This window comes from Balneolaceae bacterium (assembly GCA_034521495.1).
Classification (GTDB): Bacteria; Bacteroidota; Rhodothermia; order Balneolales; family Balneolaceae; genus Rhodohalobacter.
In genome coordinates this window covers 42,529-54,514 of record JAXHMK010000011.1, presented here as the reverse complement: position 1 = coordinate 54,514, position 11,986 = coordinate 42,529, and the positions used below count along the sequence as shown (strand labels likewise).

Here is an 11,986-nt window from a genome sequence, read left to right as displayed (position 1 = left end):
GCGTCCCGAAGCAGAGCATCGGAACGAGTAAGAATTAAGAAATTTCGATATTCGTTATTCCTTGTTCAGTATTCTTTATTCTAAAGAAGTTTGATCCACTCCCTCCATCAGTCTCGAAAAGAACTCCTCATCGGTAAAGACACCGATTAACCCAAAGCGTACGATCACGAGATTCAGAGAGGGAATTACATATAATTTCTGCCCTAAAAAACCTGACATCATAAAAAGATCATCCGGCATCAGATCCGATATCATCTTATCAGTGTTCTGGTTTTTCGCGTGTTCAGGAATATTGTTCACCGATCTTTTCTGTTGACCAACAGGTGTATTCAGCCAGAATGTAATTCCATAGCCGGGTTCGGCATCACTTGGTGTTAATAGTTCATTCAGGAGATCTTCGGAAATGATTTTGGTGCCGTTTAATGTGCCGCCATTCATCAACATGATTCCAATTTGGAGCCAGTCAAGTGCAGGATATCGAGCTCCGTAAGCCAAATTGGGATAGAAAAAGTCCATATTGTTCCAATTGCCGCGTACAAGCCCCAATGGAGTGAAAACATTTTTATCGAGGTATTCGATTGGATCAATTCCCAGTACTTCTATAAAAATCCATGAAAAGATATAAAACGGGGTGGGGCCATAGGTAAACGTGGAACCTCGTTCGAACTCCATATCGGCGCCCAGCCACTCTTCGGCGGTTTGGACGGTTCCGGCCGATGGGGTTTCAATTCCGGATGTGAGGTTCAAAAGCTGACGAATGGTAATATTTCCGCGTTCACTGTCGGGATCCCAATCGGGGATGAGTTCGCCAAGAGTGGTTTCAAAGGTGAAAAGCTCATTTTCAACACCGATCGCGGCCAGCATTCCGGCAAAACTTTTTGAACCGCTGAACAACGGATGCAATTGTTGTCCATCGAAGTTGGATCTATACTCTTCAAGTAAAATGTTACCATTGTGCCAAATAACAAGAGCCTGCCCCTTGGGATCGCCATTTTCGTTTTCCATTGCGTAGGTGCGGGCGGCTTCGAGGTTTTCGGTTGGTATAATACTATCCTCAACTTCAGAACTGGTGGAAGATGAGTCGCACCCCGGCAGCAGGATAAGCCCAAAAAGAAAAGTTGTGTAAAGTAAGAAGCGGAGTCTCATAAGCAGAAAAAAAATGTCTCTGTCGATTGCAAATTAGTGTTAGAATCAACAGAGACAATGTTTAATAAAGTGCTAAAAACTTCTGCTGTTGAATCAGGCAGAAATTTTTTCGCTCACGTTCTGAAATACAATTGGTTTGATCGCTTCAAACGCATTAAGCGTTTTATCGATATGCTTATCTGTGTGTGATGCCATCGGGATCAGCCGAATCAAAACCATGCCGCGCGGAACCACCGGGTAGGCAACACCACTGACAAATACGCCGTGTTTTTCCCGAAGTTCACGCATAATTGTGGTACAAAGTTCGGTACTTCCTTCTGTAAGAACGGGTGTAACGGGACTCTCAGACGGTAATACATTGTAACCAATATCTCTCAATCCATTTCGAAGTCTCAGAGTGTTTTCCCAAAGTTTTTCTCTCCACTGGGGATTTTCTCTGATCAGCTTAATACGTTTTCGGGCCGATTCAACAATAGCCAGCGGCAGTGATTTGGCAAAAATCTGGCTCCGGGTGTTTGCTTTCAAAAATTCTACAACGCGCGGTTCGGTCGCTACAAAAGCACCGATTAACGCAACTGATTTTGCAAAAGTACCAAAGTAGATATCAACTCCATCCTGAACACCTAAATGTGTTCCGGTACCCGATCCATCTTCACCGAGGGTGCCAAGGCCGTGTGCATCATCCACAAGCAGACGGAAATCGTATTTTTCTTTCAGAGCAATGATCTCTTTTAGTTTCCCGAGATCGCCGGTCATTCCAAAAACTCCTTCGGTAACCACCAGGATAGAAGAGTTTTCCTTAGCCCTGGATGCTGCCCGTTTCAGTTGTTTCTCGAGACTTTCAATATCATTGTGTTTATAAACGGATTTATCACTCATAGCGAGCTGCTTCCCGTCCACAATACAAGCATGGCTCAATTCATCATAAATCAAGAAATCATTGCGATCAACCAGTCCGTGTATTACGCTCATAATTCCCTGGTATCCGTAGTTAAGTAACAGGGCATGAGGTTTATGAACAAAATCAGCCAGTTCTTTTTCCAGCGCTTCGTGTTGATCGGAGTTGCCGGTCATAAGCCGGGCTCCCATTGGTACACTGAACGTGTGTTTTTTGGCTGCCTGATGATCGACTTCGTGAATGTCTGGATTGGCACCGATGCCTAAATAATCGTTAATACTCCAAACGACAACATCTTTACCATTAAATTTCATTTTGGGCCCCAAAGGTCCTTCAAGTTTGGGGAATGTATAATAGCCGTATCCGTCTGATGTGAATTCCCCTAAAGGACTTGGACGGTTTTCCAGCTTTTTAAATAGATCCATAAAGAGATTTAAGCTAAATTTTTATACTGGTAATATTTACTGAAACAGTACTATATTTATCTTTTGTTGAACTTTTCAAAAGTAAGGAAATTGGCAAGCATGTCAAAAGTTATAAGAGAGTTGTGTAGATTAAAATATGATACTTAAGGCACCGGTTCTCCCTGTGATGCTTCAAGCATTCGGAACCAATCCTGGCGCTCGAGTTTTATGTTTAAGGCTTTTGAGGCTTTTTTGATGCGCTTTTTCTTGCCGGTTCCAAGAACAACAAGTGGATTACCGGGGAGCCGCAGATACCAGGCTAATGCAAGCTGATCGAATTCGATGTTGTACTTTTTGCAAAGTTTATCCCCGGTTTTTTTAATTCTTTTGATCCGTTTAGTGTTATCCGTGAAGAGCTTCCCGCCTGCAAATGGCGACCAAAGCATAGGAGAGATATTGAGTTCCTGGCATTGATCGAACGTGCCGTCGTAAATAGCATCAAGATGAAGCAGTGAACATTCAACCTGATTGGTGACGAGAGGAATATCTAACTTACTTTGAAGAAGTTTAAACTGCGATGTTGTGAAGTTTGAAACACCCACATATTTAATTTTTTCCTCGTCAAGCAGCTTCATGAAAATATCTGCCATTTCTGAAGCGTCCATCAAAGGATCCGGGCGGTGGATGAGTATCAAATCCAGGTATTCTGTATTCAATTGTTGAAGGGAATTTTCAACAGAGGTTCGAATATGTTCTGCTGTTGTGTTATAGTGCTGAAGTTTATATTGTGGCCGACTTTCAACCGGCAGGCAAATTCCACACTTCGATACAATCTCTATCTCTTCCCGCAGATCGGGCCGTTCTTTCAACGCTTTGCCAAAAATACCTTCATTTTGATAGTCCCCATAAATATCAGCATGGTCCATAGTAGTAATGCCAACTTCCAGGCAAGTTTCAATAAAATCGATCAGCTCGGTAGTGGAGATGTTCCACTCGTTCAGTCGCCAAAATCCGGCTGCAAGTTTAGAAAATTCAGGTCCGTTATGGTGTAGATTTATTCGGTTTGATTCTGTTTGTGTCATGGTTGAAATTTTAAAATGAAAAGTCCCTGGTTAATATCGCTTACGATAATTTTGTCGCCCAAAAGCCACGGGTATACTGACCAAAGTCCGCCAAAAGTAACAGACTCATTTTGGGGTGTTGTATCAAAATAGGCTACTTCAGAAATGTTTGCGGGAGTTGGATCAGATATATCCAGAACTCTAAGGCCGGCAGTATAATTTGCCTGGTACATAAAATCATCTTTAATGTAGAGATTGTGATCGATACCGGGAGTGCTGTGCTGATAATGTCCAATCATTTCAGGTTGATCTAAATCCTGCAAGTCCCAAACATAGGTTCGGGTATTGGTGTGATTGTATCGTTCATCCAACTCATCATTCATAAAAAAGTATCGCTGATCTTCAGACAGCCAGCCCTGGTGAATATAACTTGAGCCGGGATAGGTCTCCATTGAAATTGTGGCTGGATCATTTTTATCCGTTACATCAGATATCAAAAAAACTTCCTCGCTGGAATTAAAACATATCTCTTTGCCTTGATAATCTGCATCAGGACCGGAATAGATAACGCACTGAGTGTCGTGAATATAACCGCTCGTTGTAAATCCGCCGGCGTTTTCATCCACATAACATCCTGCAAATTTGGGTTGATGGGGAAAGGAGATCTCAATCATATGCAAACCACCTTGCTCTGCACATAGTACACCTGTAGTGCTGCCGGTAACATAGAGATATTCACTATTTTCGTTGACAAAAATATTATGAGCATTCCCAAACTCAGTATATCTGCCATATTCGGAAAATTCGACCGGTGGATTTTCAACTTCCCGAAGCAGGGTCAAATCAAAAAATTGAAGTCCGTAGCTGGCCTGTTCACTCACAATATAGAGTGTATTCTTATGTACTTTCATATCACGCCAGGCAGAGTTTTCCTTCAGGCCGTCACCGTCATCGTGAGCCTGGAATGTAATAGACTTTTCAGTGGAGGTATTTGGCTCAGGAATAAATCCGATGACCTCAGGATCTGATGGATCTGTTACATCTACAATATCAACGCCGTTATTTAATCCAACGATGGCGTACTCTTTACCAGTTTCCGGGTCGATCCATCCCCAGATATCACTTAACAGTTCCCCGGAGAGTTGAGAGGTATCAACATGGGCATAAAGACTTACATTGTTACAGGGAAAACCATCTGAAAATCCATTGGTACAAGGAGTGTAAGAGGGCTTTTCGGGTGAAGTATTCGACTGGCAGCTTACTATGAGGAGTGTTGATAAAACGCTTAAAACAACGAAATAACGAAACATTTTAGCCATAAAATCCGTTATAAATAATGTGCGGCTTTGAAGAGTAAGCGTTAAAACTTGATTTAACGAGAACTTCTGCCATTTTAGAAGAACCAACCATCAACCTCTAATATACAAACAAATATTATGTCTGATTCCGATATTGAGATGTACGAAGAAATGATTGAGAATCCTACCAAACACCAGATGAAAGCCATTCGGCATGCTCGTGAAAGAGCCTGTATTGACGCCATGAAATCATCTTCCTCAAAAAATCCACACAACAAAGGATCTAATCTTGCCGGTTTGTGGAATTACGTTTATGAAGAGTATTATCAAATTCAGTAGTTCTATGGAGTTATCACCCGTAAGGCTTTTTTTGCAACGGTAAATTTTAAATGACGGATGTCTGTTCCAAGATGTTCACCATCCCTGTGAACGGCAACCGGGGCCGAACTCGAAAGTTCAATACTTTCAGTCCTGAACGTTTTTATTCCTTTCATCCAGGGTGCGGGTCCCCACCTAAACCTCAACAGATATGCAATAAGAAACAGAACGGAAACCTTTTTTATTGTTAATATATCCAGCTTTCCATCTCCCATATCAGCATTCGGGGCAACAAAGAAGTTTCCCCCTTCCCATTTTCCGTTGCAGATCGTTGCCATCATGAATTTACCGTTCTCTGAGAACTCTTTTGATTGAATAGTTATATGAGATCCCCGGAAATTCAAAATTGCCTTTAAAGCTCCCAAATAATATTGCATTCGCCCTTTAATCCAGGATATCTGATCTGCATAATAATTTGCCCATCCATCTATGCCCATGCCAATTGTATTTGCACACCACCCCTCGGCATCTCCTTCATATCGTATTAAGTCAATGGTTGAGATATTTTGTTGATGGATAATTTCAAGACATTCGGGAAGGGGTTTATTGAGTCCGATTGATTTCACAAAATCATTTCCTGAACCAATTGGCAGCACACCTAAAACGGTATCGGTTTGAGCAAGTCCGTTTACGATTTGGCTGATAGTTCCATCTCCGCCGCAAGCAACAATTACATCAAAAAATTTTGATTTTAATTGGGCAAGATCAATCAGTGATTCCCCTTTGTCAGCAATCACGATCTCGTAATTTTTCCAGAATGATGACGCCTTCTGTCGAAGCCAGTCAACATGCTGAAGGGAGCGGTTTCGATTGGCCGCAGGATTGAAAATAAAGCAAATGCGAGTGTCTTGATTTTGCATACCGCATACTACATCAAAAGAGATGTATTTAAAAGTGCTTTACGTTAAGCTTAATCCTGAACTTTTTTAATGTTGTTCAACAGGTGATGTAAATGAGATTCAAGAATATCAAATGGACGATAACCGCGGGACATTACGCCAATCTCATCACCGATATGAAGAAGAAGCGTTGGAAAGGCAGTTGCTTCATTTTTAGCACACCATTCAAACTGCTCGGTTGTTTTTTGTTTGATTTCTTCCGACTCGTATAGAGATTTTGCTTTTTCCAAATCGACAGAGTGTTGAGTAAGCAGGTCAGCAAATGTATCCCATTCATTCATGTTTTTTCCATCAACAAAAAATGCTTCATGCAAAGTGCCGGCGAATTTTAGTGACTCATCCGGTTTTATTTCATTAACTACATTTTGAATTCTGCATGAAGGCTCAGAATTATAGAAATATGACCCCTCTTCAGCCAGAAGTTTAAAGTTTTCACCGAACTGAACGCCTGTTGTATCTTCAACCCGTTTCAGTGCATTTAAGATATAATCGTAGCCTTCGCTTATTTTTTGAGCATTTTCGCCCGTTGCTAAACCACCCGGTATCACTTTCACATATAATTCATCCTCAAAACGCTCTTTCAATTTTTTCATGATGGGGTGAAATCCAAAGCACCATCCGCAAAGTGGATCAAAAGTATAAATCAGAGTCGGTTTCATATTGAAGCTTTTTTGTTGTTTGCAATTTCAGCACTGAACTCAGCCAATCGTTCCCCCGCTTCTTTAATGGGAATGGAAACGGCACTGGCCCCGGCTTCCTGCATAATTTTTGCCTCTTCTTCGCGCATGGTTAATACATAAATCAAACCATCAAAACCGATAGCCCGAAGAGTTTTGGTGGCATTAACTTTTACTGTTTCGTTTCCCATTGCAATCATAACGGAATTTATGTTGCTTAGGTCCAGATTTAGCCACAAATCACTATCCTGTATATCACCATAAACAACACGCCTGCCATCGGCAAGGTTTCGCTCAATTCTTTCAGGGTCAATATCCATACCTACAACAGGTTTTCCATCGGTTTTCAATTTATCATAAGCAGCTCGCCCGGCATTACCCATTCCAACAATCAGAAATTCTGCTGATCCCAAAGACACTGTTTCGTGTTCCGGGTGCTTGCCTTCCTGTTCAAACTTCATCAGGAAATCGTGCCATAAGTTCCAAAGTTTCTCTTCTTTTATGCTGATTGGCGAGTTCAATGCATAGGAAACAGCAGTAGTTAAACCCAAAATAACCAATGTCTCAGATGAAAAAACACCGGTGGATACAGCAACAGCCCCGGCAATAAGAGTAAATTCACTATAAGAGGTTAGTGAAACAGTAGCCAGAAAACTGGTTCGACCACGCAACCTGAACCGTGTAAATAATAAATAAAAAAGAATAGATTTTAGAGGTAATAGAACGATCAAAATTCCTAAGAAATAGTAACCGCTGGTTTCAGGAAATCCCGTAAGACCCACTTCAAGAAAAAAACCAACCAGAAAGGCCTCTTTTATTCCCCACATCTTTTTGCCAATTTTATCGGCTCTTTCATCAGAAGCTATCAACATTCCGGTGGCAAGAGCCCCAAGCTCTCCTGAAAGATGAAAAGCATCAAAAAGCGCCGCTCCCCCCAGGGCAAGAGCAAGACCGAGGAGCATCCAGATTTCATCCTCCCGAATCTCACTTAGAATGTTAAGCAATAGTGGCCGGAGAACCGGAAGCGCAAGTAGGGATAGTGCCCATAAAGATGGAATTCCTCCGCCCATATAGGCAATTAGTGCAATGGCTACAAGATCCTGAACGATAAGAATCCCGATAGCAGTTCTCCCGTAAAATGCTCCAAGTTCATTTCTTCGTTCAAGATTTTTTGCTGTTAATACAGTACTTGAAAAACCGAGAGTAACAGCAATAATGACAGCCGCTTCAATTCCAAGTCCAAAAAAAATGGCTACAGGAGTAAAAATAAGGGTAGAGAAGAGTAGATGTATAAGGCTCACTCCTAAAATATCAAACCGAAGAATATTCTTGAGTCGGATGTGCAAACCAACGGTAAACAACAAAAAAAGCACTCCAAGATGTGAAATCTCGTGGAGCATATCGCCTGCCTCATAACCTGCAATTGACAATATTAAACCGGCCAGGAGAAATCCAACCAGTGGGGGAAGTTTAACCTTCGATACACCAAAGCCGAATAAAAAAGCGACGCCTACCCAAATTATGTCCATCTACAAAAAATTTCTTCTTCAAATTTAAATAGAGAAGGTACCAATTGTTTTAGAGTGATACACGCCAGCTTAAAAGAGAAGTTACCCCGAAATTTTAAGTTTAAGTATGCTAAAGTATTAAATAACAGCAGTTTAATACATTTAACAAGTGGAAATGGGATTTTGGGAAAATAACCGACCTTGAATAGTTGGCGGGAAAAAGGACAACGAGTGAACCGTGAGAAGAATCCTTTCATACCGGCGAGGAGCGAAATTTAAGGGCTGAAAGCCTGATGGACCATTGAAAGGATTCCACGGTGAACTCGTGTCCGCCGCCAAGTATTCACAGTCTTGATTTTTCGTTCTTTTGTATCAAGACAAAAGGACATACAACATGCAATAAGTTTACACTTACAAAAATGGGGTAAGTCCTCAGCTTAAAAATCCCAGGACTTTTTTAAGCCTTGGGATTATAATTAGGACTTCGGAATCCTGTAACTGTGTTCTGAAGTTGAATTCAGCAGAGGCCGAATGGAACGGGCTAATTTATTAGCGATTGATATTTCGTAACTCAGTGTTCGTCCGTTATTATTATTATAAACTTCCAGTGATGTAGCGCTTTTCCCCGATTCGCGATAGTGAAATAGGAGATCAATATTGGTGAGAATACGTTTATTTCCGCTTACACTGCGAACCGTTTTCGTACCATTCGACACTTTGCATTTTTGAACTTTCGAAAGATCAACAACCTTTTTTTGATCCTTGTTCTCACTTTGATTCAGGTACACAAGCTTTTTACATTTTTTGTCAATTCCCAACGCATAATGGTCGCTCCAAATCTCAGTATTGGTAAGAGTGAGATTCTCTTTTTGTGCATACTGCGTCAGTTCATTGTTTAATCTCTTTTCTTTTATTTTTTCTGATATTTGATACCAGGTAATCGGCACAAAAAAGGTAGCCAATGCAAGGATTCCAATAATCAGAGAGGGTAAATCTACTTTCATTTTCGAAATATTTTTATTGATTAGATACACTCAGGTCGTATAAACAGATCCTTTGGGATGTAGTTGCAGCACGCCTCAATACAAAGAATTTGGAATCGAAACCACAGTTTCTGGGCGGCGTCTGGACCAAAGTTCTATCCAGCCTGATATAGCTATCCGCAACTATGATAGCCCCGAATTCGGGATATTTCGACAGATCGCTACATACGTATTTCAGGATGGGTTGGCCCCGAGTGTATGTTAGATTGTTTTAAGAGAGAAACTCTGAAATTGAGTTTCAGACAGATCTAAGATGAAGTGAATTAAAAGTAGAAATAGAAAGGGTAAAGTAATTCGCCAATAGTGGGGCTGATATCAATATCTCTGGCGGTAGAAAGATATAATGCAGATATCGCTTCAAGAGAAGATTCCCGGGCTGCTTCGGCCTCTAAATGATCATTGGAATCTTCTTCAGAATTGGTATTCGAATAGAGATTGAATAGTGAAGAGCTACTATTAAAATCAATTAAATCCCATAAAATGTGGCTTGTAATTCCTGAGTAAGCAGGAATATTTGATTCCTGTGGATGCTGAAAAAAGGGTGCTTCCCCGGATGAGTTTTGAATCTGCCCGAAAGTTGCCAGAACAACGGCTGCAGCCAGAAACCAAGAACTAAATTTTGAAAAATTACTCATGAACAAATATACAAATTTTATAAGCTATAAACGCTTTTAGCTTAACGATGTTATTAAGATTTGAGAATTTTTTTGATCTGTTCGATCTCGTCTTGATTAACCGTATGTCCCATTCCGGGATAGATTTTCTTGGTTATATGAGCACCCAGTTTTTTTAGTACTTCCACCGATTCATCCACTCGTTCAACGGGAATATGCGGATCAACATCTGAGCACCCAACGAAATAGGGAGTACCGGCCAAGTCGCCCTTATATTTTTCTTTTTCAACTGATTTACCGATCAGCCCACCGCTTAAGGCGATCAAGCCACCATATTTTGCAGGATGGCGTGCCACAAATTCAGTAGATAAACACGCTCCCTGAGAAAATCCAAGCAAAACAATTTTTTCTTTAGGAATGCCTTCGTTTTCCAAATCAGAAATGATATCAAAAATTAGCTGAAGGCCGGATGACAAACCCGGTTCGTTTTGTTCAGTGGGTTGAAGAAAGGAATATGGATACCATGTAAATTGATTGGCTTGAGGTGCCCGGTAGTGGATCTTTCCGGTGTCAAACTCATTGGATAGAGTGATAATGCTTTGTGCAGATGCTCCACGCCCATGAATCATAATCATGGCCAGGTCGGCTTCACCCGGCGAGATACCATGAGTTACGATATTTGAATTTTGATGAGGTCCTTCAAATGGTTTTTCTGAATTTGCTCTGAACATAATATGTACAACGGATCGCTGACCCGTTACCTCCTAAACTTAATTAAAATGTGTCTTGTAGATTTGTATGATCAAAAAATTGATTTGTCAATGATATACATTTAAAGATCCAGATAAATTGTCCGGCGTATGTACAACGGGCAGCCCCGAATTGAGTCGGGACAGGCTTTGCCCGTTACCCAATAACGTCATAACGATGAATCTATGGATGAAGTTATCCATTGTAACTCAATACTCCACTTCTATCATGTATCTGAAACAAAGGCTGTATGGCCGGACAGGCTGTCCGGCGTACATTTAAGGCTCCAAGGACACCAGATTGCTTTCAATCTCCTCCCGGTGTTTCTCATACCAGGGTGGGAGTTTTAGTTCCGTTCCAAGATTTTCCAACTCTTCATCCTTTGTAAAGCCGGGAATATCCGTTGCAATTTCAAACAAAACCCCTCCCGGCTCCCGGAAATAGACGGATCGAAAATATTGACGATCCTGAACCGGTGTGGGATTGAATCCCAACTCTTTCAGCTTTTTGCGCCATGCAAGTTGTGTGTCATCATCGGGAACCCGAAACGCGATATGGTGAACCGATCCACGGCCAAATACACCATTCAGATTTTCTTGTTTGAGATCGATGACCGCTCCCAGGTGGTTTTCAGGTTCAGATAAAAACCGCGTTGTATCAGATTCTTCACCGGATTTTTTCCAGCCAAATTCTTGCAGTAATTCGGCCGTTCGTCCCACATCAGCGAGAGAAAGTGTTGTACCGTAAAAACCGCGAATTGCATATCCATTGGGAATATCATCTGTTTCATTTGGCTTGACCTGATCCACTTTTTCAGATTCCACAATCTCAATTGTCATCCCTTCGATATCCTTCGCTCGAATTCCCAAATCACCAAAGCGATCAATATCACCCAGTATTTCAACATCCTGTTTTTTGAAGTGATCTCGCCAAAAACCGATAGAACCTCTCGGAACTGCATACGATACAACCGTTGCTTCACCCGATTTTGGTACGCCCTGCGGTACCCCTTGCCACGGAAAAAATGTGATGGAACTGCCGGGAGTGGCTTCGTAATTCCCGTAATACAGATGATAGGTGCCCGGATCATCAAAATTGATGGTTTTTTTTGTGAACCGAAGTCCTAAAACCCGGGTATAAAAATCGTAATTCACCTCGGGCGGACCCGAAACGGCTGTGATATGATGCAATCCTTTAATTTTATCTGCCATAACTTTTCTGTTTAATGATGTAGGTGAATAATAACTAAAATATCAGATCAATAGTTTAATATTAAATTAAATAGACTTATGAATCATCGAATCAAAAAA

The 11,986-nt window shown here is 41.2% G+C and carries 12 protein-coding genes; 1 reads left to right on the top strand and 11 read right to left on the bottom strand.

Annotation, left to right across the window (positions count from 1 at the left end; all coding sequences use genetic code 11):
- Window positions 1-75 precede the first annotated feature (75 nt).
- The 4 genes from U5K72_13020 to U5K72_13005 all read right to left on the bottom strand — a co-directional run bounded on the left by U5K72_13020 (window position 76) and on the right by U5K72_13005 (window position 4,828).
- A complete protein-coding gene (locus U5K72_13020) occupies window positions 76-1,146 on the bottom strand; it encodes a serine hydrolase (GenBank protein ID MDZ7719732.1) in 1,071 nt (356 codons plus the stop codon).
- A 93-nt stretch (window positions 1,147-1,239) separates the two neighbouring features.
- Complete coding sequence (locus tag U5K72_13015) at window positions 1,240-2,469, bottom strand: pyridoxal phosphate-dependent aminotransferase family protein (protein MDZ7719731.1); 1,230 nt, start codon at window positions 2,467-2,469, stop codon at window positions 1,240-1,242.
- A 143-nt stretch (window positions 2,470-2,612) separates the two neighbouring features.
- Window positions 2,613-3,530 carry an aldo/keto reductase gene (locus U5K72_13010; GenBank protein MDZ7719730.1) on the bottom strand — a complete coding sequence of 306 codons (918 nt, stop codon included), beginning with the start codon at window positions 3,528-3,530 and terminating at the stop codon, window positions 2,613-2,615.
- Window positions 3,527-4,828: a choice-of-anchor B family protein gene (locus U5K72_13005; GenBank protein ID MDZ7719729.1), complete on the bottom strand. Its 1,302-nt coding sequence runs from the start codon at window positions 4,826-4,828 to the stop codon at window positions 3,527-3,529. Before U5K72_13005 ends, U5K72_13010 begins: the two co-directional genes overlap by 4 nt.
- A gap of 117 nt (window positions 4,829-4,945) precedes the next feature.
- Here U5K72_13005 and U5K72_13000 point away from each other — a divergent pair, with 117 nt between their 5' ends.
- Window positions 4,946-5,146 (top strand): hypothetical protein, encoded by a 201-nt coding sequence (locus U5K72_13000; protein ID MDZ7719728.1) that lies wholly within the window; start codon window positions 4,946-4,948, stop codon window positions 5,144-5,146.
- 2 nt (window positions 5,147-5,148) lie between these two features.
- Here the strand turns inward: U5K72_13000 and U5K72_12995 are convergent, their stop codons facing one another.
- The 7 genes from U5K72_12995 to U5K72_12965 all read right to left on the bottom strand — a co-directional run bounded on the left by U5K72_12995 (window position 5,149) and on the right by U5K72_12965 (window position 11,887).
- Window positions 5,149-6,045 carry a diacylglycerol kinase family protein gene (locus U5K72_12995; GenBank protein ID MDZ7719727.1) on the bottom strand — a complete coding sequence of 299 codons (897 nt, stop codon included), beginning with the start codon at window positions 6,043-6,045 and terminating at the stop codon, window positions 5,149-5,151.
- A gap of 50 nt (window positions 6,046-6,095) precedes the next feature.
- Complete coding sequence (locus U5K72_12990; GenBank protein MDZ7719726.1) at window positions 6,096-6,743, bottom strand: DsbA family protein; 648 nt, start codon at window positions 6,741-6,743, stop codon at window positions 6,096-6,098.
- Entirely contained in the window at window positions 6,740-8,290 is a 1,551-nt protein-coding gene (locus U5K72_12985) for a cation:proton antiporter family protein (GenBank protein MDZ7719725.1), read from the bottom strand. The genes U5K72_12990 and U5K72_12985 overlap by 4 nt, the downstream gene beginning before the upstream one ends.
- Window positions 8,291-8,745: 455 nt before the next feature.
- A complete protein-coding gene (locus U5K72_12980; protein ID MDZ7719724.1) occupies window positions 8,746-9,273 on the bottom strand; it encodes a hypothetical protein in 528 nt (175 codons plus the stop codon).
- Between the two features lie 302 nt (window positions 9,274-9,575).
- A complete protein-coding gene (locus U5K72_12975; GenBank protein MDZ7719723.1) occupies window positions 9,576-9,947 on the bottom strand; it encodes a hypothetical protein in 372 nt (123 codons plus the stop codon).
- A gap of 53 nt (window positions 9,948-10,000) precedes the next feature.
- Entirely contained in the window at window positions 10,001-10,657 is a 657-nt protein-coding gene (locus tag U5K72_12970) for a dienelactone hydrolase family protein (GenBank protein MDZ7719722.1), read from the bottom strand.
- Window positions 10,658-10,954: 297 nt separating this feature from the next.
- A complete protein-coding gene (locus tag U5K72_12965) occupies window positions 10,955-11,887 on the bottom strand; it encodes a ring-cleaving dioxygenase (protein MDZ7719721.1) in 933 nt (310 codons plus the stop codon).
- Between the last annotated feature and the right edge of the window lie 99 nt (window positions 11,888-11,986).

Bases quoted from the DNA above. Each gene is read 5' to 3' on its own strand.
- U5K72_13020 (MDZ7719732.1), bottom strand. From the start codon at position 1,146: ATGAGACTCCGCTTCTTACTTTACACAACTTTTCTTTTTGGGCTTATC.
- U5K72_13015 (MDZ7719731.1), bottom strand. From the start codon at position 2,469: ATGGATCTATTTAAAAAGCTGGAAAACCGTCCAAGTCCTTTAGGGGAA.
- U5K72_13010 (MDZ7719730.1), bottom strand. From the start codon at position 3,530: ATGACACAAACAGAATCAAACCGAATAAATCTACACCATAACGGACCT.
- U5K72_13005 (MDZ7719729.1), bottom strand. From the start codon at position 4,828: ATGGCTAAAATGTTTCGTTATTTCGTTGTTTTAAGCGTTTTATCAACA.
- U5K72_13000 (MDZ7719728.1), top strand. From the start codon at position 4,946: ATGTCTGATTCCGATATTGAGATGTACGAAGAAATGATTGAGAATCCT.
- U5K72_12995 (MDZ7719727.1), bottom strand. From the start codon at position 6,045: ATGCAAAATCAAGACACTCGCATTTGCTTTATTTTCAATCCTGCGGCC.
- U5K72_12990 (MDZ7719726.1), bottom strand. From the start codon at position 6,743: ATGAAACCGACTCTGATTTATACTTTTGATCCACTTTGCGGATGGTGC.
- U5K72_12985 (MDZ7719725.1), bottom strand. From the start codon at position 8,290: ATGGACATAATTTGGGTAGGCGTCGCTTTTTTATTCGGCTTTGGTGTA.
- U5K72_12980 (MDZ7719724.1), bottom strand. From the start codon at position 9,273: ATGAAAGTAGATTTACCCTCTCTGATTATTGGAATCCTTGCATTGGCT.
- U5K72_12975 (MDZ7719723.1), bottom strand. From the start codon at position 9,947: ATGAGTAATTTTTCAAAATTTAGTTCTTGGTTTCTGGCTGCAGCCGTT.
- U5K72_12970 (MDZ7719722.1), bottom strand. From the start codon at position 10,657: ATGTTCAGAGCAAATTCAGAAAAACCATTTGAAGGACCTCATCAAAAT.
- U5K72_12965 (MDZ7719721.1), bottom strand. From the start codon at position 11,887: ATGGCAGATAAAATTAAAGGATTGCATCATATCACAGCCGTTTCGGGT.